This window comes from Aurantimonas sp. HBX-1 (assembly GCF_021391535.1).
GTDB lineage: Bacteria > Pseudomonadota > Alphaproteobacteria > Rhizobiales > Rhizobiaceae > Aurantimonas.
Map to the genome: position 1 here is coordinate 812,693 of NZ_CP090066.1, position 22,134 is coordinate 834,826.

Below are 22,134 nucleotides of genomic sequence, written 5' to 3' on the forward strand. Positions count from 1 at the left end.
GGACGCTACTAGAGGTCAGGCCCGGCGATCACCGGGCTTCGGCGATCGGAACGCGAGGCGACAGATGCGACGATTTTCGGCCTTCGCCGTGGCGCGCGAGGCAATGCGCGGCCATTCCGGCTGGACCGAGCAATGGGCGTCGCCGGAGCCGCGGCGCCAGTACGACGTCGTCATCGTCGGCGCCGGCGGTCACGGGCTCGCCACCGCCTACTATCTCGCCAAGGAGCACGGCATCACCGACGTCGCGGTGATCGAGAAGGGCTGGCTCGGCGGCGGCAACACCGGCCGCAACACCACGATCATCCGCTCGAACTATCTCTACGACGAGTCCGCCGCGCTCTACGACCACGCGGTGAAGCTGTGGGAGGGCCTGTCGCAGGACCTCAACTACAACGTCATGTTCTCCCCGCGCGGCGTCCTGATGCTGTCGCACAACGAGCACGACCGGCAGAGCGCCCAGCGCCATATCCATGCCAACCGGCTCAACGGCGTCGACAACGAGTGGCTGACGCCGGAAGAGTGCAAGGCCTACTGCCCGCCGCTGAACATCTCCCGTGACACGCGCTATCCGGTGATCGGCGGCGCGCTGCAGCGGCGCGGCGGCACGGCGCGGCACGACGCCGTCGCCTGGGGCTATGCCCGCGCCGCCTCGGACCGCGGGGTGCACATCATCCAGAACACCGCGGTGACCGGCATCCGCCGCGACGCCAGCGGTGCCGTCGCCGGCGTCGAGACCTCGCGCGGCTTCATCGGGGCGCGCAAGATCGGCGTCGTCGCGGCGGGGCACACGTCCGTCGTCATGGACATGGCCGGCGTGCGCATGCCGATCGAGAGCTTTCCGCTGCAGGCGGTGGTCTCCGAGCCGATCAAGCCGTGCTTTCCCTGCGTAGTGATGTCGAATACCGTGCACGCCTATGTCTCGCAGTCGGACAAGGGCGAACTGGTGATCGGCGCCGGCACCGACCAGTACCCGTCCTATTCCCAGACCGGCAGCCTCTCGATCTTCAACCACACGCTGGATGCGATCTCGGAGATGTTCCCGATGTTCCGGCGGATGCGCATGATGCGCACCTGGGGCGGCATCGTCGACGTCACGCCGGACCGCTCGCCGGTGCTTTCGAAGACGCCGGTCAAGGGGCTCTACGTCAATTGCGGCTGGGGCACCGGCGGCTTCAAGGCGACGCCCGGCTCGGGCCACGTCTTCGCCCACACGATCGCCCGCGACGAGCCGCATCCGATCAACGCCGCCTTCAGCCTCGACCGCTTCGAAACCGGCCGCTTCATCGACGAGGCGGCCGCCGCCGCCGTCGCGCACTAGGTAGAACGATGCTGCTGATCCACTGCCCCTATTGCGAGGACGACCGGCCGGAGCTGGAGTTCCGCCACGCCGGCGAGGCGCATGTCGCGCGGCCCTCGCAGGACGTCGAGCCCGGTCGCGCCGTCGCCGAGGCGCTGTATCTGCGCACCAATACGCGCGGCGTGGTCTTCGAGCGCTGGCGGCACGTGCACGGCTGCGGCCGCTTCTTCAACGCCGCGCGCCACTCCGTCTCGGACGACTTCCTGGCCTTCTACAAGGCTGGCGAGAAGCGGCCCGAGATCACCCCGGACGCGACCGGCATGGCCGCCGCATCGCCCCGCCGGGAGCCGACCCGATGAGGCCGCTGCGCATTCCGGGCGTCGGCCGGCTCGCCGGCGCCCGCCGCGTCACCTTCAGCTTCGACGGCAACCGCCTGACCGGCCTTGAGGGCGATACGCTCGCCTCGGCGTTGCTCGCCAACGGCATCCACCTCACCGGACGCTCGTTCAAGTATCACCGCCCGCGCGGCATTCTCGGGTCCGGCCCGGAGGAGCCGAACGCCCTGGTCGAGATCCGCCGCGACGGCGGCCGGCGCCAGCCGAACATCCGCGCCACCATGCAGCCGCTCTACCAGGGGCTGGACGCGGCGAGCCAGAACCGCTGGCCCTCGCTCGCCTTCGACGTCGGCGCGGTCAACGGCCTGTTCTCGCGCTTCCTTACGGCAGGCTTCTACTACAAGACCTTCATGTGGCCGAAGGGCTTCTGGCACCGCGTCTACGAGCCGTATATCCGCTCGGCCGCCGGCCTCGGCCGGGCGCCGGAGGCGGCCGACCCCGACCGCTACGACAACCGCTTCGCGCATGTCGACGTGCTGGTCGTCGGCGGCGGTCCGGCCGGCCTTTCTGCAGCGCTCGCGGCCGGCGAGGCGGGCGCCGACGTCCTGATCTGCGACGAGGGGCAGGGCTTCGGCGGCTGGCTGAAGGTCGAGAGCGGCGTGCGCATCGACGGCGTACCCGGCATGGAATGGGTGGCGGACGCGCTGGCCCGGCTGGAGGTTATGCCGAATGTGCGGGTGATGCCCCGCACCACCGGCTTCGGCTACTACAACCACAACATGGTGGCGCTGGCCGAGCAGGTCACCGATCACCTGGCGCTTCCCGATCCCGCCCTGCCGCGCGAACGGCTCTGGCAGGTGCGGGCCGGGACCGTCGTTCTGGCGGCCGGTTCGATCGAGCGGCCGCTGGTGTTCCCGGACAACGACCGGCCCGGCATCATGCTGGCCGGCGCGGCGCGGCTCTATCTCAACCAGCACGGCGTGACCCCGGGCCTGCGGGTCGCCGTGTTCACCGCTCATGACGCGGCCTACGAGGCCGCTTTCGACCTGCGGCGGGTCGGGGTCGACGTGCCGGTGATCGTCGATACGCGCGAGGAGCCGGGGGCGGGCCTTGCCGCCACGGCGCGCTCGCTCGGCATCGAAGTGCTGGCCGGCTACGGCGTGAAGAGCGTGCGCGGCAAGAGCCGCATCCGCGGCTTCACGGTCGAGGACCTGCGCACCGGGGCCGACAATCGCGGCTTCGAATGCGACGCGCTGCTGATGTCCGGCGGCTTTACCCCCTCCGTGCATCTGTTCTCGCAGTCGCGCGGCAAGCTCGCCTTCGATCCGGCCCTGCAGGCCTACGTGCCGGGCGAGGCGGTGCAGAAGTGCCTGAATGTCGGGGCGGCGGCAGGGCAATTCGACCTCGCCGAGACGATCCGTCAGGCGCGCACCGCCGGCCGGATGGCGGCAACGGGCGAGGCTGCATCAGCGGATCCGGTTGCCGTCGAAGGCGCTTCCCTGTCGGGCGGCGGCATGGCGGGCGCGACTCCGGCGGCGGGCCCGGGCAAGGCCGTCAAAGCCTTCGTCGACTTCCAGAACGACGTCACGACGCGCGACATCCGCCTCGCCGTCGCCGAGGGCTTCCGTTCGGTCGAGCACATCAAGCGCTTCACCACCAACGGCATGGCGACCGACCAGGGCAAGACCTCGAACATCCACGGTCTCGGCGTCGCCGCCGAGGCGCTGTCGCGGCCGATGCCGGAAGTCGGCCTGACGACCTTCCGCGCGCCGTTCACGCCGGTGACCTTCGGGACGATCGCCGGCCATGCGCGGGGCGAGCTGTTCGATCCCACCCGCAAGACGCAGATCCACGACAGCGCCGCGGCCGAAGGCGCGGTGTTCGAGGATGTCGGCATGTGGAAACGTGCCTGGTACTTCCCGCGCGGCGCCGGCAAGCATGCCGCCGTCGACCGGGAATGCCGCGCGGTGCGGGGCGCGGCCGGGCTGTTCGACGCCTCGACTCTCGGCAAGATCGAGGTCACCGGGCCGGACGCAGCACGCTTCCTCGACCTCGTCTATGCGACGCCGCTGGCAAGCCTTGCCGTCGGCCGGTGCCGCTACGCGCTGCTCCTCAACGAGGCGGGCTTCATCATCGACGACGGCATCGTGGCGCGTCTCGCCGAGGACCGCTTCCACGTTACGACCACGACCGGCGGCGCGCCGCGCGTGCTGGCGCACATGGAAGACTACCGCCAGACCGAGTTCCCCGGGCTTGCCGCCTGGACCACGTCCATCACCGAGCAGTTCGCGGTGATCGCGGTGCAGGGGCCGAAGGCGCGGGAGATCATCGCGCCCTTCGTGGAGGGGCTCGACATCGGCCCGGACGCCTTTCCCCACATGGCGGTGGCCGAATGCCGCTTCATGGGCGTGCCCTGCCGGCTGTTCCGGGTCTCGTTCACCGGCGAGACCGGCTACGAGATCAACGTGCCGTCGGACTACGGCCGCGCGGTGTGGGACGCGCTGCGCGAGCGCGGCCGCAGCTTCGGCGCCGAGCCCTACGGCACCGAGGCGATGCACGTGCTGCGCGCCGAGAAGGGCTACATCATCGTCGGCCAGGAGACCGACGGGACCGTTACCCCCGCTGATGCCGGGCTGTCCTGGGCGGTATCGAAGAAGAAGCCGGATTTCGTCGGCAAGCGCGGGCTCGAGCGGCCCGACCTTTTCGCGCCGGGCCGCAAGCAGCTGGTCGGGCTGAAGACGGCGAATCCGCTGACGGTGCTGGAGGAGGGCGCCCAGCTGGTCGCCGACCCGAACGAGCGCGTGCCGATGACGGCGCTCGGCCACGTCACCTCGGCCTATCACTCGGCGACGCTCGGGCGCTCCATCGCCATGGCGCTGGTGCGCGACGGGCGCAGCCTCGCGGGGCGGACGCTCTACGTGCCGATGCCAAAGGAGACGATCGCGGTGGAAGTGACGGGACCGGTGTTCTTCGATCCGGAAGGAGAGCGGCTCAATGGCTGACGAAAAGAAGCCGGCCAGGTCGCGCGCTGCGCCGCGGAAGAAGGCGACGACGGCCGCCGCCGGAAAGCCTGCGACCGCCGCAGGAACGGCCGACAAGGCCGGCGATGTCGCCACCGTGCCGGGCATCCCGGCAAGCGCCGGCCCGGTCGCGCGACGCCTGTCGCCGCTCGACGGCCACTATGCCGGTGGCCCCGGCGCGATGTTGACGCCGCTCGGCTTCCGTCGGCGGATCAGCCTTCGGGCGGGTGTCGGTGCGTTCGACGCGGTCGGCGCGGCGCTCGGCTTCGCCCTGCCAACGCGGCCGAAGTCCAGTGCAGGCGGCGAGGGGATCGCGGCGCTCTGGCTTGGTCCGGACGAGTGGCTGCTGCTCGACGATCGGGCCATCCCGGACGAGGAAGGCGCGGATGGCACGATCTCGGCTGCCCTGAAAGCCGTGCCGGGAATTTCCGTCGTCGACATCTCGCACCGCAATGTCGGGATCGCGATCGAGGGGCCGGCGGCCGAGGCCATCGTCGCTGCGGGCTGCCCGCAGGACCTGCGGCTGCGCAGCTTTCCGGTCGGTGCCGCCAGCCGGACGGTGCTGTCCAAGGCCGAGATCGTTCTGTGGCGCACCGGCGAGGCTCGCTTCGAGATCGAGTGCTGGCGCTCCTTCGCCGACTATGTCTGGACCTTCCTCGAAGAGGCGGCCCGGGCGCCGGCCGTCTGAGCCGGTCAGGCGGGCCGCATCGCCCGCCGGTAGGCGTCGCGGTCGATGACCCGCTCGACATAGGACTGGATCGCCGCGCTGTCCTGGATGCGCGGCGCACCGAAACTGCCGGCCCAGGACAGCTGCGATCCGAGATAGACGTCGGCGGCGGTGAAGTTCTCGCCGACGAGATAGGGGCTTCGCGATACCGCATGCTCCAGCGTGTCGATGACATCGTTGTAGCTGCCCCAGCCGACGGAGGCCTTGGAAAGCGGCGCAGCGTCCCGTCGCATCATCGTCTCGGTGAGGGCGGGCTCGAAGCAGCTGCCGCCGAAGAACAGCCAGCGATAGTAGCTGCCGCGCGCGGAGGACCCCGGCTCGGGCGCAAGCCCCGCCGCCGGATAGGCTTCGGCGAGCCAGGCGAGGATCGCCGCGGTCTCGGTCAGCACCGTGCCGTCATCGAGCACCAGCGTCGGGATCTTGCCCATCCGGTTGATGGCGAGAAAGTCCGGCTTGCGGTTGTCGCCGGCCTCGAAGTCGATCGGCACGGTGTCGTAGTCGGCGCCGACCTCTTCCAGCATCCAGCGGGCTGTCGCCGCGCGACTCTGCGGGTTGTAGTAGAACGTCATCCTTCCGGGCATGTCCTGCTCCTGTCCCACGATCCGCCCGGGGCCTGCTGATGCCGCACCCGACCGATCGTCTGCGATGTCATCGTGCGCCGCGGTCGCCGCGGATCATCCCGGCGTGCCGTCGGCTTCGCGCTTGGCCTTCAGTGCCGTCGCATACCATTCGAACTCGTCGAGAAATTTGACGGCGGATTTGTCGATCCACGGCTCGTTGGACGTCCCGTCCTCCTGCAGCGACTTGCCGATCGACGGGATGGCGAGGACCGAGGGCAGGCTGGACATGCCCATCTCCGCAAGCACCGGGCGAAGCGCGATCGCGGCGCGCACGCCGCCGAAGCGGCCGGCCGAATAGCAGACGATGCTGGACGGGCGGTAGAAATACTCTTCAAGAAAATAGTCGAGCGTGTTCTTCAGCGCCGCCGGCATCGACTGGTTGTATTCGGCGCTGACGATCATGAAGCCGTCGGCGCGGCGATAGAGATCGGCCAGCCGCTCCAGCTTCTCCGGCGCCTCGCTGCGCGGGTATTCCTTGTACATCTTGTCGAGCAGCGGCAGGTCGAGTTCCATCGGATCGACCAGCACCGGCTCGTGCCCGCGCTCGCGCAGCTTGGCGATGATGAAGTGTGCCGCCTTGATGCCCTGGCGCTCCGAGCGCACGGAACCGAGGATGACGGGAACGAGCAGCGACATGGGCAAGCCTTCCTAGTGGGGCGGCGATGGTCCGACGCTCAGCCGGCAGCGTCAAGCGCCAGGATGTGGTTGTCCCATTCGAGATCGGCGCTGGTGGGCTGGTCGTCTTCCTCGAGCCGCATGATCAGGCCGTCCCCACTGGTCGCTAGGAAGCCGCTGCCGTCGGGGGCGAGGCCGCAGCCGTCGCTTATGGCGTGGCGGCTGAGGATGTTGCCGGTCCCGGCCTCGAGGACCAGCATGGTGTTGCCGACCGGCGAGGACACCGCCACGCGCGCGCCGTCGCGGCTGGTTGCGACCGAACCGATATAGTTGCCGAGGCCGGCGAGATCGGTCGGGGCCAATTCCGTCAGGGACAGTGGCCTGCCTGCCTCGGCGAAGCCGACGAGCGGCGGCGCATCCGTCGCCGCGCCCTGGTACTGGCCGCCGAACCAGACGCGCTGCCGCGCGTCGATGGCGATGTGGTGCAGCGACAGCTTGTGCAGGGCCTGCGGCAGAAGCTGTTTGTCGAGCAACTCGCCGGTCCGCCGGTCGATGAAGGCGATCGACGGCTCCATGGTGGGGATGTTCAGCATCTGCCGGCCGTAGTCCGGGTGCGTCTCGATCCCGCCATTGGCGACGACGATGGTCTCGCCGTCGGGCATCAGCAGCGCCTCGTGCGTGTCCATGCCGTGCGAGGCGAACTCGCCGATGCGCCGGTAGCCGGCCGCGACGTCGTAGACCCCGATCATGCCGCGGGCGCCGTCATAGTCGTTCTCGGTGGCATAGAGCAGCGCCCCGTCGGGCGAGAAGAAGCCGTGGCCGAAGAAGTGCCGCCCCTCGGGAGACGTCAGCGTCTTCAGGGTGCGGCCGCTGGCCGGCTCGAAAACGACGGCGAAGGTCCGCGGCCTTCGGGCGAAGACCACCGCCCGGCCGCTGACCTTTTCGAAGGCGATGTCGTGGCCGCGCTCCGGCAGGGTGACGGTGGAGACGATCTCGCCGCGGTCGGAGAACACCGCGCAGCCATAGCTGCCGTCCGGCCTGCGGCAGGACGCGCCGAACAGCGCATCGGCGCGGTCGAGCGCCGCGGCCGAACGGGGGCCGAGACCGGCGACGAAGGCCGCGCCGGCGCCGACAAGGAAGCTGCGCCGGTCGACGAGCGGGCCGGCACCGAGGGGGAGGGGACGAAACGCCATGCCGTACCGCCTCAGTCGCCGTCGAGCGAGGAGAAGCCGCCCGACAGGCCGAGCGTCGGCGACAGCTGCGCCTCGAACAGGTCCTGCAGGCTGCCGGTGACGATGAGCAGGTAGGTCAGCGCCTGGCGCTGCGGCGAGGCGACGGCGTCGGTGAGCGGCTCGGACAGGCCCGCCAGCGTGCGTTCGGCGTTGCCGAACTCGAAGTCGATCGACGTCTCCAGATAGGCCTGCGGCGCCGGCAGCAGATCCGCGAGCTTCGACGCGTCGAAGAGGTCATGCAGGCCGTCGAAATTCGCGCGCAGCGAAGCCAGCGTCAGCCCGGAGCGGCGGAACAGGAAGAGATTGGGCTTGGCGTCCCCGGCGCTGTCGCCGATCGCCGGGCGGAGCCGCAGGTCACGCACGGCTTCCAGCCCGTGCACGAAGATGCCGACGATCTCCTCGAGCGAATCCGTCGCGCTGCGATAGGCCGGATTGCCCGGGGCCGGCGCCGTCAGCCGCCGGGTGATGCCGGTCTCATCGGCCCAGGCGGCGTCGATCGATGCCGCGATCGCCGCAAGATTTTCGGCGATGGCCTGGCCATAGGCGCAGCGGAACGCCCCCTCGGGGGTCGACAGCGTCTCGGCGTCGGTGCCGAAGAGCACGAATTCCAGCGCACCCAGGCCCTGCACGGCGACCGACTTGCCGGCGAGGCTTTCGGCGCTCGTCGCCGTGTCGTCCTGCGTCCCGAGGATCGCCTGGATCTGGCGCAGCGCGATGCCGCGCCGGTCCGGGAAGAACAGGATCTTGTCCACCCGGTTGTCCTCGATGACGGGGCCGAAGCGGACGAGCTCGACGCGCGACCACGACTGAACGAGGTCGCCGAAGCGCGCTTCGGCCGCCTGTCGGCTGTCCTGGCCTGGGGCCTCGCACAGCGTCGTCATCGCCGCGGCCGTCGCGTCCGCCTGCTGGTGGAAGGCGGCGTAGCCGGGTCGGATGAAACCGTCGATGGCGTTGCGGACGACGGCGAGGGATGCGGCGGGATCGGCGCTCACGACCGCGGGTGCGGCTTCCTGCGCCGCGGCGGGTGCCGCAAGGCAGAGCGCGAGGCCGATTGCTGCAAGGCGCTTGAGGTGGATCTTCACAGGGACTCCAGGAATGCGTGCAGGGCGTCGCGGTCGGCCTTTTCCATGGCGGCATAGGCGTCGCGGGCGCCCTCGGCCTCGCCGCCATGCCAGAGGATGGCCTCCGCGAGATTCCGCGCCCTGCCGTCGTGCAGGAAGAAGGTATGGTCGTTGACCGTCTCGGTCAGGCCGATGCCCCAGAGCGGCTGGGTGCGCCATTCGCGGCCGTCGGCATCGCCGACCGGCCGTCCGTCCGCAAGACCTTCGCCCATGTCGTGCAGCAGGAAGTCCGAATAGGGCCAGATCAGCTGGAAGCGCTGGGCCTTGTCCGGCGCCTTGCGGGAGGTGACGAATTTCGGCGTGTGGCACGATGCGCAGCCGGCGCCGTAGAACAGCCGCTTGCCTCGAAGGACAGTCGGATCATCGACGTCGCGACGGGCCGGCACGGCGAGGTTCTGCGAGTAGAAGGTCACGAGGTCGAGGATCGGGTCCGGTGCCTCGACCTCGCCCAGTCGCTCCTGGACGCCGGACGGCGCGTCGCGGCAGGCCTTTTGGGCAATCGAGCACTCGCCGAAGGCATCGGTCACCAGCGGCGTCGAGATGCCGATGTCGCCGGCGAAGGCCTCCGCTGTCTGCGACTTGATGGTCGGCACGGTGGCCTTCCAGCCGAAGCGGGCGAGGATCGGAGATCCCGTCTCCGGGTCGCGGGCCATCGAGGCCTTCCCGGAAATTCCGTCCTCGTCGGCGTCCCCGGGATCGGCGCGCATCAGAATGTCGGCGGGCTCGATCTGCTCGATCAGTCCAAGGCCGATCATCGGCGGCGCGACGCGCGGCGACAGCATCACCTCGGGATCGAGCGGGCCGTAGGCGAGATCCTCGACCCGGTAGCTCGGCCGCCGCAGGCTGACGACGGTGCCGTCGGCCAGCGTGACGGGTTCCTCGGCGTAGTCGATCGCCATGCGGCCTTCGGCCTGCAGTCCCTGCACGGCGAAATGCTGCAGCTGGCCGCCATAGGTCGGCTCGGGGATGCGGGTCAGTTCCCGGTCGGCCAGCTTCTGACGCTCCTCGGCGGTGCGCGGCGGCACCGACAGGCGCAGGAACATCGAGACGGCCGTCTCGCCCTCGACCGGCGGCCGGCCGCGGCCATCCTTCAGATGGCAGCTCTGGCAGGCCCGGGCGTTGAACAGCGGCCCGAGCCCGTCCGACGCCTCGGTCGAGGAGGGGGAGGAGACCCACAGTTTGCGGAACAGCGCATTGCCGAGCTTGAAGCGGTCCTCGCCCTCGAAGGTCTGGTTGGCGGAGACGTGGCTGAATGAATCGCGGTTGACCAGCTTCTGCGACGTCGCCGCGCCCGCCGGCATCGCCTCGAAGGCCTCCGGGCTCGAGAAGTCGGTGGTCGGGGCCGTGACCTTCGCCACTCGGGCGCGGTCCTTCGGCGTCAGGTCGCCGCGCACCGGCCGGTCGATGCCGACGGCCGCGGTCAGGCTCAGCGCCGCCGGCAGCGCAATGGTTGCCGCGATCACCGTCAGACGTGCGGCAAGCCGCATGGATATCTCCCGATCGCCTTGCCGGATCTCACCGGCCCTGCGAGGCGGCAGGCTGGCGCCCGCCGTCCCGGTTCCGGGGATTACTGGAAGACGGCGTCGACGTTGTCGAGGCTGTCGGAGCCCTCGATGGTCACGCTGCCGAGATCGAGGGCCGCGACGGCGCGCTCGATCGAGCGGGTCTGCTTGACGAGCCCGTCGATCGCCGCCTGGACGCGGGCGTTTCCTTCGGCATTGCCCTCGCCGATCTGCTGGTCGTAGGCCTCGCCCTTCTCGGCCGCCGCGGCCATCAGCCGCATCGCCTCGATCGTGGCGTCGAGATCGGCGCGAAGCTCTGCGTCGACCGCTTCGTCCTTGGCTGCGACGAGCTCGGAAACCGAAGGTCCCTCGACGATCGTGCCGTCCGTCCGCTCGTATCGGCCGGTGTAGACGTTGCGGATGCCGATCGCGTCGTAGAGATGCGAGACATGGGTGTTGTCGGAGAAGCAGTCGTGCTCCTCCTCCGGGTCGTGCAGCAGCAGGCCGAGCTTCATGCGCTCGCCCGCCAGCTCGCCGTAGGAGAGCGAGCCCATGCCGGTGAGGACCGCCGAGATCGCGGCGTCCGGCGCATCGGTGAGCGCCTTGCGTGCGGCGCCGTCCGCCTGCCAGTTGCCGACCATCTCCTCGAGATCGGTGACGAGCAGGTCCGTCGCCGCGTCGAGATATTCCCCGCGCCGGTCGCAGTTGCCGTTGGTGCAGTCGTCGCCCTTCGCATAGTCGGTGAACGGGCGCTCGCCGGCACCGGCCTCGGTGCCGTTGAGATCCTGGCCCCACAGCAGGAATTCGACCGCGTGGTAGCCGGTGGCGACATTCGCCTCGATGCCGCCGGCCTCCTGCAACTCGTCCTGCAGGAGCGCCGGGGTGATCGTCGTGGCGTCGATGGTCTCGCCGCCGACCGTCAGCTTGGGGTTGGCGATGATATTGGCCGTGTAGAGGCCGTTCTGGTCGGATTCGCTGCCGTAGCTCTGGTCGACATAGTCGATCATCCCTTCGTCCAGCGGCCAGGCGTTCACCCGGCCCTCCCAGTCGTCGACGATCGGATTGCCGAAGCGGAACGCTTCCGTCTGCTGGTAGCTCGGGCGTGACTGGAGCCAGGCTTCCCGGGCCGCCGCCAAAGTCGCCTCGCTCGGGTCGGCGATCAGCGCGTCGGTCGCCGCGTCCAGCGCCTTGGCGCCCGCCAGCGCATCCTCGTAGCCGGCGAGGGCGATGTCGGCGTAGGTGCCGACGACCGCCGCGGCGTCGGGCGCCTCTGCCGCGGAAGGCGCGGCGGCCGCGAGGAGCAGCACCGGTGCGAGACAGGACGCCAGGCGTGCGCGGTTTCCGGCGATGATCTTCATGATGAGCCTCCTGCCGGGCGGGCGCCGGCCAAGTCGTTTTTGCAAAAGCCGCTATCGGATGCGTGATTTGTGCTTTGGCTAAAACGGGAGAGGCGGTGTGTCAACAAGTAAGTCTAGTTTAGAATCTTTCAATCCTGGAACAAATAGAATGATTCCAGAGTGGCGCGTCCGGTCCTAGTCTTTGGCGACGTCGCGGAGGATCAGCAGGAAGGACGGCTCGAGATCGAAGCCGGAGACCCGCGCGCTGGATACCGCGCTCTGCTTCCAGTTCGCGACGAACACCCAAGGCGCATCGTCGTGGACGATCCGCTGGACCTGCTTGTACAGCGCTCCGCGCGTCGCCTGGTCGGTCGACTGGCGGGCCTCGGCGAGCAGCCGGTCGACCTCGGGATTGGCGTAGTAGCCAGCGTTGAAGCCGCCATTGTCGGGCACCGCGTCCGAGCGCAAGGCGAGGAAGGGCAGCGTGTCCGGATCGTTGGTCATCCACGCCATCTCGGCCATGTCGGCCTTGCCCTCGAGGCCGGGATTGACGTTGGAAAGAAAGGTGTTCCACTCGTAGGTCTCGATGCGGGCATTGAGCCCGACCTCGGCGAGATCGGCCTGGATCGCCGTCGCCATGGCGACCGGGTCGAGCATTCCCGAACCACCGTCCGCGACGTAGAAGGTCAGCGTCGCGCCGTCGGCTCCCGCTTCCCTGATGAGCGCCCGGGCTTTCTCCGGGTCATGCGGATAGGGCTCGACCGTCTCGTCGTTGGCCCAGCCGAAGGCCGGCGGGATCGGCCCAGCCGCGATCTCGGCGGATCCCTTCAGCACGTCCTCGACGATGGCCTGCTTGTCGATGGCGTAATTCACCGCCTGGCGAACCCGCTTGTCGGCGAACGGACCTTCTTTGGTGTTGAGGATCAGGAACCACAGATGCGGGCCGGCCTGCTCGTGCACGGCGAAGGCCGGGTCGGCGCGGAATCCGGCGAGGCTCCCTGCGGGCGCCTCGACCATCAGGTCGATCTCGCCGGAGCTCAACTGGGCGGTCCGCGCAGCGGCGTCGACGATCGGGCGGAACTCGACCGCCTCCAGGGAGGGCGCCTCGCCCCAGTAATCGTCGTTGCGGCTGACGACGACCTTGGCGTTCGGCTCCCAGGATTCGAAGCGGAACGGTCCGGTGCCGACGGGGCGGCGGCCGAAGTCCGCGCCTGCCTCGGCCACGGCCGTTGGCGAGACGATCAGCCCCGTCGGGTAGGCAAGCGCCGAGAGGAAGGGTGCGTACGGTTCGCGCAGCGTGAACTCGACGGTCAGCGGGTCGACGACGGTCACTTCCTTGACGGTCGAGAAGAAGAACGCCAGCGGGAACGGGCCGGTAGCATGGAAGGGGTGATCGGGCTGGAGCATGCGGTCGAAGGTGAATTTCACCGCCGCGGCGTCGAACGGCGTGCCGTCGTGGAAGGTCACGTCTTCGCGCAGCTGGAAGCGGTAGGTCAGGCCGTCCGGAGATATCGTCCATCTCGTCGCGAGGGCCGGCTCGACGTCCATGGTGCCCTTCCTGAAGCGCACCAGCCCGTCGAAGACATTCACCAGGATTCGGAAATCGTTGTTCGCCGTGACGGCCTGCGGATCGAGCGACTTCGGCTCGGCAACCTGTCCGACCACGAGCACGTTCGGCGGCGTCTGCGCCGCGGACGGCGCCGCGACGGCCAGAAGCGCGGCCGTCATCAGCGTGGTGAACCATTTCATAAGGCAGCTCCGGTTGCAGGGCGGGCGTGGCAGCTTCCGCCATCTCAATCAACCGTCGGGCCGAAATGAGGCCTGTCCCCGCGCGGCCTGCCAGGCATGGGCGCGCAGGCTCGTGCGCGGCGGTGCCGCGGTCAGCCGACGAAATTGAAGAAGTAGCTGGCGACGGCCAGGATCAGACCGACGATGACTGCGGGCAGCAGCACGCTCGGCGGCTGCCGGGGCATGTCGTCGAGGGTTTCATCGCCGGGTTCCGACGGCGGCGGAAAATGGAACCCGCGACGTCCGAGCTTCACGCTGGGCGCCGGCCATGCCGGCTCATAACCGTCGGCGACGGTTTCGGCGGGCGGTGAGGATTCGGCCGGCGGATCCAGGACAGGTGTCGTGGGATCCCCGTCGGCAGGGGAGGGCGGCGCCTCGGCCCGGCCGTCGCCCGAACCGGAGCTGCCGGCGAACATCAGGGCCGTGTCGTCGCCGAATCCCTCGGGAAAGGCTTTCGTGCCCTTCATGAAGCAGCACCTCCGGTGGGGAAATCGGCAGCGGGCCGGATGGTTCCGAGCCGCGTCAGCCGCGGTATCGACGGCATTCGGCAGGTCCGCACGCGGACCCGTCGCCTTCAACCGATTTTAATGTCGCGGGAAGCCGCCGTGCGTCTGGACGGAACGGCAACATCCCACCACAACGAGTTCCTATCACAAGGGCTGGCCGCAAGGCAGCCGACGGCAAGGGAAAGATACATGCTGAGAACCGAGGTCGTCCGTAACATCCTCTCCTGGTACGAGGGCGAGACCCCCGGCTTGAAGGCCAATCTGTCGCGTCTCCTGATGCATGGCCGCCTCGGCGGCACCGGCCGCGTCGTTATCCTGCCGGTGGACCAGGGTTTCGAGCATGGCCCGGCCCGCAGCTTCGCGCCCAATCCGGCGGCCTACGACCCGCACTATCTCTACGAGCTGGCGATCGAGGCGGGCGTGTCGGGCTACGCCGCGCCGCTCGGCCTGCTCGAACAGGGTGCCGACACCTTCGCCGGCGAAGTGCCGCTGATCCTCAAGATGAACAGCGGCAACGGCCTGGTGGCGGGCAACGACCAGGCGGTGACCGGCCGGGTCGAGGATGCGATGCGGCTCGGCTGCGTCGGCGTCGGCTTCACCATCTATCCGGGCTCGGAGAGCTCCTACGAGATGATCGAGGAACTGCGCGACATCAGCCTGCAGGCGAAGTCCCGCGGCCTGATGACGGTCGTGTGGTCCTATCCGCGCGGCGGCAAGGTCACCAAGGAAGGCGAGACCGGCCTCGACATCATCGCCTATGGCGCGCACATGGCCGCGCTGATGGGGGCGACGATCATCAAGGTGAAGCTGCCGACCGACCATATCGACCTCGATGCGGCCAAGGCGACCTACGAGGGCAACGATATCCCGCGCGCGACCGCGGCCGACCGGGTGCGGCACGTGATGCAGGCGTCCTTCGCCGGCAAGCGGCTGGTGGTATTCTCCGGGGGTGCCGCGAAGAACACAGAGGAACTGCTCGAGGAGGTCCGGGCGATCCGCGACGGCGGCGGCAACGGCTCGATCATCGGCCGCAACTCGTTCCAGCGCCCGCGCGCCGAGGCGGTGAAGCTCCTCGGCCAGGTCATGGACCTCTACGCCTGACCAGCGTGGCTCCGGACGCCTAGGTGTCCGGAGCCGGCCGGCTCGTCCCGGAGCCGCCAATTGGTGCTATGCTGACGCGATGCGACACCTCGTCCCATCTCGCCGTTCGCCTGCCGGTCTCCGGATGGTTGCCGCCTGCCTGCTGCTTCTCGGGTGGCCGGGCGCGGCCGGCGCAGCCGAACTCCTGATGTTCGAGCAGGCCGGCTGTCCGTTCTGCCGCAACTTCGACCGGGAGATCGCGCCCGGTTATCCCGACAGCCGCTTCGGGCAGAGGGCGCCCCTTCGCCGCGTCGACATCCATGTCGACCGGCGGGGCGGGCTCGAAGCGGTGGCACCGGCGGTCTTCACCCCCACTTTCGTGCTGGTCGACGACGAAGGGCGGGAAGTCGCGCGTCTCGAGGGATATCCCGGCGAGAAATGGTTCTATCCGGAGCTGGCGGCGATGTTCGAAGCGTTGGAGGAGGGCGACGGATTGCCCGTGCCGCCGACCGCCGTCATGGCCGGATCCTCGCCGGCGCACCCCCAATGACGAACGGCCGCCTCGCGGCGGCCGTCGGGATATTCGGTGCTATCGTCTCGTAAGACGGTGCGCCGGTCTTACTGGGCAGCAGCCGCCGCCAGGGCCGCGGCCGGATCGCGCGTCGCGCCGGACTCGTCGAAGGTCGCGAGATAGGCGATCACGTTGCTGATCTCCTCGGGCTTCTTCAGGCCGGGGAATACCATCTTCGTTCCCTTCACCACGGCGCGGGGATCGGCGAGCCACGTGCTCATCAGTTCCTCGTCCCAGGCGGTCTTGTCGGCAGCCCATTCGGTGAACGGTGCGGAGAAGGTGTAGCCCTCCACGGCGCCCGGCTTCTCGCCGATGATGCCGTTCAGCTCAGGGCCGATCTTGTTGGCCGCGCCTTCGCCGACGGCGTGACACGCCCGGCACTTGTTGAAGACCTTTTCCCCGGCCGCCGGGTCGCCGACGGTCTGCGCTGCCGCCACATTCGCCGTCGCCAGAATCGCGGCCGCGGCCACCATCAGAATTCGCATGTTTCCTCCACGCTCAACGAGCTCAAATCGCCTCACCGGCGACATCATATGTAACCCTTCTAAACAATGGCAATCGCCAGCGCACCTGCCGCGCGGACTTGCCCCAGTTTTCGCGCGCGAGGCAGCGGCGGCAATGCGGGACCCCGGGGCCATAGCGACCTTCTGCGGACGAATCGACGCGCCCGACCGCGTCCCGGCAGGGCCTGAAAAGCGGGCCGGTTTCTCCGCGGCCCCTCTACCTCGGGTCACGACGAAGAGGTCACTGACTAGGAAGCAATTCCGCCTCAGTCCTGCCATGTTCGTTAAGGGCGAGCGTGAACAAATCACCTCGGTAAACCATGGATTTTAAATCCCAATCAACGATCTGCAGTTACAAACCATTCACAACGCCGCGCCATTGAGCATCTCGTTGCACATCGGCAACACGGCGGAGGAGAACAGATTCCTGCCCTTATTCGGGCACGGAGCCGGCCCATAACCACTCCCGAACCCGCACAGCCGGGTCCGGAATTCGGACGGTACGAGGACTAGCGTCCGAACAGACAGTCGCTCCGGCGACAGAATGGAGTTCAGTCATGAAACGTTTTGCATTGCTTCTTGCCTCGACGGCTTTCGTCACCCCGGCGCTCGCCGCCGACGTGATCTACGATGAGCCGCCGGCACCGGCGCCGATGATGATCGAGCCGGTCGCCACGACGGCGACCTGGACCGGCATCTACATCGGTGGCCAGGCCGGTGTTGCGTTCAGCAACAGCGACTCGGTCAATCTCGACCCTGCCAACGACGGCGCCTTCGGTGACGGCACGTTCGACAGCGGCGACGACAACAACGCCGGCTTCATCGGCGGCGCGCATATCGGCTACGATCATCAGTTCGCCAACAACGTCGTTCTCGGTGCCGTTGCCGACATCAACTACATGGACGCCGAGACCGACCGGTCGTACACCGTCACCGTTCCGGGTGGCGCAGCTGGCACCTTCGGGCTCAACGAAGAAGTCGACTACATGGGCACGGTTCGCGCCCGTCTCGGCTACGCCTTCGACAGCATCCTCGTCTACGGCACGGGCGGTCTCGCCTATGCCGGCTATGACCGTAACAGCTCGCTGCCGGGCACTGCGGCTGGCCAGGGCTTTGCCGGTTACACGTTCGAAGAGAACGGCGACGATGCGGACATCGGCTATTCGGTCGGCGGCGGCATCGACGTGATGGCGACGCAGAACATCTCGTTCGGCGTGGAGTACCTCTACACGAACCTCGGTTCGAACGATTACTCGGTGACGGCCACGAACGCGGCCGACAGCACGCTGAACTTCACCACCGAGTCGAACGACGACGATCTCGACTTCCACACGATCTTCGCCAAGGCATCGTATCGCTTCAACTAAGGCGTTCGCGCCACGCCGGGCGCTCTAGCCCGGCACCGTTGAGCCCCGTCGGATCGCATGATCCGGCGGGGTTTTTCGTTGTGATGACGCCGCGAGAGGGGCGGTCGCGCCTAAAGCGGCGGCAGGCCGAGATCGGCGCGCCGCGGCAGGTCGGCGCCGCGCCGCGAGCAGGTGATGGCGGCGGCCCTCACGGCAAATTCGAGCCGCGCCGCCAGCGCCTCCCGGTCCAGATCCTGCAGCGCCTCGCGCGACAGGGCGTCGGTCTCGGCGAGTCCCGCCAGCAGGGCCGCCTGGAACGTGTCGCCGGCGCCGACCGTATCGACCACCGCGATGCTTTGCCCCGCCGCCGACGCCGAGATGCCGCCGCCGGTGCGCGCCACCGCGCCGCGCTCGCCGAGCGTCAGCACCGCCATGCCGGCGCCCGCCGCCAGCCAGTCGTCGAGCACGGCATCGAGACTGCGGCCGGGATAGAGCAGGCCGAGATCCTCCTCGCTGGCCTTCACCAGCCCCGCCAGCGGCACCAGCTCCGCCACCTTCGCCCGCCAGATGTCGAGATCGGGCTCGATCGAGGCGCGGATATTCGGATCGTAGGAGATGAAGCGTCGCTGGTGCTCCTGGCGGGCCAGCCGCGCAAGCGCCGAGGCGGTCGGCTCGGTCACCGTCGAATACGAGGCGAGATGGATCGCGCGGACCGCCGCCGGCAGCTCCGCCGGCACCTCGTCCGGCTCGATCGAGCGGTCGGCCGTTCCCTCGGTGTAGAAGGCGTAGGCGGGCGAGCCGTCCGGACCGAGCGAGACCATCGCCAGCGTGGTGTTGCGGTCGGTGGCGACGAGGAACCGCTCATCGATCTGCTCGCGCGCCATGAAGGCGCGGATACGCGCGCCGAACATGTCCCGCGAGATCTTGGTGAAATAGCCGACGCGGTGGCCGAGCCGGGCCAGTCCGAGCGCGACGTTCAACGGCGAGCCGCCGACCCGCCCGGCAAGGCGGATCTCGGCGACATCGTCACAATCCTGCGCGAACAGGTCGAACAGGGAGTCGCCGCAGCTGAGGAACATGGCAGACCTCCCTTCCGTCTCCGACACGTCCTGCCGCTAGCAGGAATGCGGCATGTCGAAAAGAGCCGGCGCCTCGGGTCGGCGCCCCGGCCCTTTCTTCTCGACCCGTCCTGCCTATGATCGCGCGGCAATGGGGAGCGAGGGAACATCATGGCATTTCAGCGGGTGAACGGCATCGTCCTGCACTACATCCTCGAGCGGCGGGGGCCGGGTCCCACCCTGGTCTTCGCCAATTCCCTTGGCACGGACTTCCGGATCTGGGACCCGCTGCTCGCGGAACTCGGCGGGAACTTCACGGTGCTGCGCTACGACAAGCGCGGCCATGGCCTCTCCGAAGCGACGCCGCCGCCTTATGCGATGGAAACCCATGTCGACGACCTGAAGGCGCTGATCGACCATCTGGACCTTCGCGATCCGCTGGTGGTCGGGCTGTCGATCGGCGGGATGATCGCGCAGGGCCTGGCAGCCCGCCATCCGGGTCTCGCCCGGGGCCTCGTCCTGATGGACACGGCGCATCGCATCGGCACGGACGAACTCTGGAACCAGCGGATCGCCGCGATCGAGGCGGACGGAATCGCCGCGATTGCCGACGGCATCCTGGCACGCTGGTTCACGCCGGAATATCGCCGGCCGGAAAACCCCGACTTCGTCGGCTACGCCAACATGCTGCTGCGGACGCTGCGCGACGGCTATCTCGGCAGCTGCGCGGCGCTGCGCGACGCCGACTACACGGCGCAGGCTGCCGGGCTCGACCTGCCGGTGCTCTGCATCGTCGGCGACCAGGACGGCTCGACCCCGCCGGACCTCGTCCGGTCCACCGCCGCCCTGATCCCGGGCGCGGAGTTCGTCGTCGTCGACAATGCCGGGCATCTGCCCTGCATCGAGCAGCCGGCGACGACCGCTTCGCTCATCCGGCGATTCGCCGACACGGTCTTCGCCAAAGCGCCGCGTCCGTGACCGCTTCGGTGTTCGACCATCCGGTTCTCTCGGGGCTGCTCGGCGACGTGGAGCTCTCGTCCTATTTCACCGCCGCGGCCGACATCGAGGCGCTCATCGCCTTCGAGACGGCGCTGGCCGAGGCGGAGGCGGCCGAGGGCATCATCCCGGCGGCGGCGGCGGCAGCGATCCGTGACAGAACCCGCGATTTCACACCGGATATCGACGATCTGCGGGCCGGCACCGCCCGCGACGGCGTCGTAATGCCGGCGCTGCTGCGCCAACTCCGGCAGGGCCTCGACCCGGCGGCGGCGGACGCCCTGCACCATGGCGCGACGAGCCAGGACGCGATCGATGCGTCGATGGCGATGCGCCTCATGGGCGTGTCGCTGGTTCTCGACCGGCGGCTGGCGCGGCTCGGCGACCGACTGGCGCAATGGGGCATCGAGGCGGGCGATGCCGACGTGATGGCCCATACGCGCATGCAGGCGGCGCGGCCGACGCGGTTCGGGCGCAAGCTGTCTTCGTGGGCGGACCCGCTGGTGCGCTGCCGGCTGCGCCGCGAAGCGATCGCGCCGCAGGCTTTCGCCCTCAGATTCGGCGGCGCCGTCGGGGATCGCGCCGAGCTCGGCGAGCGCGCCGATGCGGTGGCGGAGCGGTTGGCGGCAGCCCTCGGCCTGTTTCCGGCACCCGGCTCGCTGCATTCCGAACGCGACGGGATCGCCGAGCTTGGCCACTGGCTGTCCTTGGTCACCGGCGCACTGGGCAAGCTCGGCCAGGATGTCGTCCTGTCCGTGCAGACGGAAGTCGGCGAGCTGCGGCTCGAGGGCGGCGGATCGTCGTCGGCCATGGCGCACAAGCAAAACCCGGTCGCTGCCGAGATGCTGGTGACGCTGGCGCGGTTCAACGCCACGCTGGTCTCCGGCCTGCACCAAGCGCTGGTGCACGAGAACGAGCGCTCGGGCGCCGCCTGGACGCTGGAATGGATGCTGTTGCCGCAGATGGCCATGGCCGCAGGCGCCGCGACGCGGATCGCCGAGGAATTGCTGGAAACGCTGTCGTTGGCGAAGCCCTAGCGCCGGCCCTGGGGCAGGGTCTTCCTGCCGATGCCGGCGCCCGGCATAATGGCGGATGTCTCGCTCGTTAGGAGGCCTGCCATGACCCGGATCGCCATTGCCCTGACGCCGGAATTCGCCGACTGGGAATGCGCGCTGCTGATGGCCGTGGCGCGCGCCTATCTTGGCGTCGACGTCGTCACCGCCTCGCCCGACGGCGCCGAGGTCACGTCGATGGGCGGCCTGCGCGTCACCCCCGATCTCGGCTATGACGGACTCGACCCGGCGGGTTTCGACGCGCTGGTGATTCCGGGCGGTCTCGCTTGGGAGAAGGGCACGGCGCCGGACTTCGGGCCGCTCGCCCGGAGCTTCCATTCCGAGGGCAAAGTGGTGGGAGGCATCTGCGCGGCGGCGAGCGCGCTGGCGGCGACCGGCCTGCTCGACCGGCTCGCCCACACCGGCAACGCCCTGGAATCCCACCGCGAACAGCCGGCCTATCGCGGCGAGGCCTACTATCGGGACCAGCCGCAGGCGGTATCCGACGGCAGGGTGGTGACGGCCCCGGGCAGTTCCCCGGTGAGCTTCGCGACCGAGATCCTCAAGGCCCTCGACCTCTGGGGACCTGAGGCGGAGGTGGAGATCGCCGCCTTCGCCCGCGAGCATCGCTGACCGGAGCGCGTCAGGCGCCGAGCAGCGAATAGGTGCCGAACGCCGGCACCTTGACCGCCAGGTGGCGCGGGTCGATCCCCGCAACGAGGCCGAGCAGGTTGATCTCGAGGCCGGATTTCCACCCGGCGACGAGGCCGGCGTAGCCCCAGAGCGACAGCCGGATCTCGCCCCGCTCCCTGTCGAGCACGACGAGCCTTCCGTCCGACGGGTAGTCCCGCCCCACCGCGGCGACCGGCAGGCTCGCGTCGATTCCCGGGACGGCGCGCATCACGTAGGCCACGAAACTGTTGGAGTTCGGGCCCGGAAACATCGTGTAGCCGCCGGCCGCGGCGAACGGATAGGCGGCGATCGCTTCGCGCACCTGCGGGATCAGCCGCTCGGCCTCCTCGCCGGTGATGCCGACGATGATCTTCGGCACGTTCGAATACCAGAGCCCGTCGGCGGGCCGGTGGTTGTGGCGGATCGGCATGCCCCAGCCGACCTTGTCCCAGCGTTCGTAGGCGCTGGCATCCTTGTCCTTGACCACGATCCAGGAGTGCTCGGATACCGCGCCTTTCATGCCCCCGGTGCGGGCAGCGAGAATGTACAGTGCCGCGTCCGAGCCGTCCTGCGGCGTCGGCAGGACGCGCGCGGAACTCCAGTCGGCCTGGCGCCAGGAGGACGGGTGGTCGCCCGACCACCAAAGCAGCGCGGCCAGCGCGACGGGCAGCAGATAGACCCCGCCGATGGCGAGGAGCAGCATTTTCAGCAAGGCGGCGATCCCGTTGGAGAGGTGGCGGATTCGGGCAAGGGCTG

At 69.0% G+C, this 22,134-nt stretch carries 21 protein-coding genes; 10 read left to right on the plus strand and 11 right to left on the minus strand.

Translation table 11 applies throughout. The annotated features are described in order from the left end of the window. Window positions 1-64: 64 nt before the first annotated feature. From LXB15_RS03755 to LXB15_RS03770, 4 genes are read left to right on the plus strand one after another with little or no spacing between them, the layout of a single operon-like run. Window positions 65-1,318 (plus strand): sarcosine oxidase subunit beta family protein, encoded by a 1,254-nt coding sequence (locus tag LXB15_RS03755; protein ID WP_233950946.1) that lies wholly within the window; start codon window positions 65-67, stop codon window positions 1,316-1,318. 8 nt (window positions 1,319-1,326) lie between these two features. Further along, entirely contained in the window at window positions 1,327-1,656 is a 330-nt protein-coding gene (locus LXB15_RS03760; RefSeq protein ID WP_233950947.1) for a sarcosine oxidase subunit delta, read from the plus strand. Then, window positions 1,653-4,634: a sarcosine oxidase subunit alpha family protein gene (locus LXB15_RS03765; protein WP_233950948.1), complete on the plus strand. Its 2,982-nt coding sequence runs from the start codon at window positions 1,653-1,655 to the stop codon at window positions 4,632-4,634. Before LXB15_RS03760 ends, LXB15_RS03765 begins: the two co-directional genes overlap by 4 nt. After that, a complete protein-coding gene (locus tag LXB15_RS03770; protein WP_233950950.1) occupies window positions 4,627-5,340 on the plus strand; it encodes a sarcosine oxidase subunit gamma in 714 nt (237 codons plus the stop codon). Before LXB15_RS03765 ends, LXB15_RS03770 begins: the two co-directional genes overlap by 8 nt. Before the next feature lie 5 nt (window positions 5,341-5,345). Here LXB15_RS03770 and LXB15_RS03775 read toward each other — a convergent pair whose 3' ends face one another. The 8 genes from LXB15_RS03775 to LXB15_RS03810 form a co-directional block, all read right to left on the minus strand. After that, window positions 5,346-5,960 (minus strand): glutathione S-transferase family protein, encoded by a 615-nt coding sequence (locus LXB15_RS03775; RefSeq protein WP_233950952.1) that lies wholly within the window; start codon window positions 5,958-5,960, stop codon window positions 5,346-5,348. Window positions 5,961-6,053: 93 nt separating this feature from the next. Continuing rightward, on the minus strand, window positions 6,054-6,635 hold the full coding sequence (locus tag LXB15_RS03780; protein ID WP_233950954.1) for an NADPH-dependent FMN reductase: 582 nt from the start codon (window positions 6,633-6,635) through the stop codon (window positions 6,054-6,056). Between the two features lie 38 nt (window positions 6,636-6,673). Continuing rightward, window positions 6,674-7,807, minus strand: coding sequence for a DUF1513 domain-containing protein (locus LXB15_RS03785; RefSeq protein WP_233950956.1), 1,134 nt, complete (start codon window positions 7,805-7,807; stop codon window positions 6,674-6,676). Window positions 7,808-7,818: 11 nt separating this feature from the next. Further along, window positions 7,819-8,928 carry an imelysin family protein gene (locus LXB15_RS03790; RefSeq protein ID WP_233950957.1) on the minus strand — a complete coding sequence of 370 codons (1,110 nt, stop codon included), beginning with the start codon at window positions 8,926-8,928 and terminating at the stop codon, window positions 7,819-7,821. Continuing rightward, window positions 8,925-10,454 carry a di-heme oxidoredictase family protein gene (locus LXB15_RS03795; RefSeq protein WP_233950959.1) on the minus strand — a complete coding sequence of 510 codons (1,530 nt, stop codon included), beginning with the start codon at window positions 10,452-10,454 and terminating at the stop codon, window positions 8,925-8,927. Before LXB15_RS03795 ends, LXB15_RS03790 begins: the two co-directional genes overlap by 4 nt. A gap of 80 nt (window positions 10,455-10,534) precedes the next feature. After that, the gene (locus LXB15_RS03800) at window positions 10,535-11,818 is read right to left on the minus strand and encodes an imelysin family protein (RefSeq protein ID WP_370640207.1); all 1,284 of its coding nucleotides are present in this window, start codon (window positions 11,816-11,818) and stop codon (window positions 10,535-10,537) included. Window positions 11,819-12,001: 183 nt separating this feature from the next. Next, window positions 12,002-13,555, minus strand: a complete 1,554-nt coding sequence (locus LXB15_RS03805) for an ABC transporter substrate-binding protein (RefSeq protein WP_233950963.1) — start codon at window positions 13,553-13,555, stop codon at window positions 12,002-12,004. Between the two features lie 131 nt (window positions 13,556-13,686). Further along, window positions 13,687-14,061 (minus strand): hypothetical protein, encoded by a 375-nt coding sequence (locus LXB15_RS03810; RefSeq protein ID WP_233950965.1) that lies wholly within the window; start codon window positions 14,059-14,061, stop codon window positions 13,687-13,689. Between the two features lie 228 nt (window positions 14,062-14,289). Here LXB15_RS03810 and LXB15_RS03815 point away from each other — a divergent pair, with 228 nt between their 5' ends. Both LXB15_RS03815 and LXB15_RS03820 read left to right on the plus strand, forming a co-directional pair. Next, entirely contained in the window at window positions 14,290-15,201 is a 912-nt protein-coding gene (locus LXB15_RS03815; RefSeq protein WP_233950968.1) for a class I fructose-bisphosphate aldolase, read from the plus strand. 187 nt (window positions 15,202-15,388) lie between these two features. Then, window positions 15,389-15,730: a thioredoxin family protein gene (locus LXB15_RS03820; RefSeq protein WP_370640169.1), complete on the plus strand. Its 342-nt coding sequence runs from the start codon at window positions 15,389-15,391 to the stop codon at window positions 15,728-15,730. 68 nt (window positions 15,731-15,798) lie between these two features. On the opposite strand, the gene LXB15_RS03825 is transcribed toward LXB15_RS03820, so the two are convergent. Further along, window positions 15,799-16,284: a cytochrome c family protein gene (locus LXB15_RS03825; protein WP_233950972.1), complete on the minus strand. Its 486-nt coding sequence runs from the start codon at window positions 16,282-16,284 to the stop codon at window positions 15,799-15,801. A gap of 527 nt (window positions 16,285-16,811) precedes the next feature. Between LXB15_RS03825 and LXB15_RS03830 the strand changes: the two genes are divergently transcribed. Next, the gene (locus LXB15_RS03830) at window positions 16,812-17,621 is read left to right on the plus strand and encodes an outer membrane protein (protein ID WP_233950974.1); all 810 of its coding nucleotides are present in this window, start codon (window positions 16,812-16,814) and stop codon (window positions 17,619-17,621) included. 110 nt (window positions 17,622-17,731) lie between these two features. On the opposite strand, the gene LXB15_RS03835 is transcribed toward LXB15_RS03830, so the two are convergent. Next, window positions 17,732-18,679 carry a carbohydrate kinase gene (locus LXB15_RS03835; RefSeq protein WP_233950976.1) on the minus strand — a complete coding sequence of 316 codons (948 nt, stop codon included), beginning with the start codon at window positions 18,677-18,679 and terminating at the stop codon, window positions 17,732-17,734. A 150-nt stretch (window positions 18,680-18,829) separates the two neighbouring features. On the opposite strand from LXB15_RS03835, the gene pcaD reads away from it, so the two are divergent. From pcaD to LXB15_RS03850, 3 genes are all read left to right on the plus strand, one after another. Beyond that, window positions 18,830-19,636 carry a 3-oxoadipate enol-lactonase gene (gene pcaD, locus LXB15_RS03840; RefSeq protein ID WP_233950978.1) on the plus strand — a complete coding sequence of 269 codons (807 nt, stop codon included), beginning with the start codon at window positions 18,830-18,832 and terminating at the stop codon, window positions 19,634-19,636. Then, the gene (locus tag LXB15_RS03845) at window positions 19,633-20,691 is read left to right on the plus strand and encodes a 3-carboxy-cis,cis-muconate cycloisomerase (protein ID WP_233950981.1); all 1,059 of its coding nucleotides are present in this window, start codon (window positions 19,633-19,635) and stop codon (window positions 20,689-20,691) included. Before pcaD ends, LXB15_RS03845 begins: the two co-directional genes overlap by 4 nt. A gap of 81 nt (window positions 20,692-20,772) precedes the next feature. Beyond that, complete coding sequence (locus LXB15_RS03850) at window positions 20,773-21,339, plus strand: type 1 glutamine amidotransferase family protein (protein WP_233950983.1); 567 nt, start codon at window positions 20,773-20,775, stop codon at window positions 21,337-21,339. Between the two features lie 10 nt (window positions 21,340-21,349). Here LXB15_RS03850 and LXB15_RS03855 read toward each other — a convergent pair whose 3' ends face one another. Continuing rightward, window positions 21,350-22,081 carry a DUF3750 domain-containing protein gene (locus LXB15_RS03855; RefSeq protein WP_233953039.1) on the minus strand — a complete coding sequence of 244 codons (732 nt, stop codon included), beginning with the start codon at window positions 22,079-22,081 and terminating at the stop codon, window positions 21,350-21,352. Window positions 22,082-22,134: the final 53 nt, after the last annotated feature.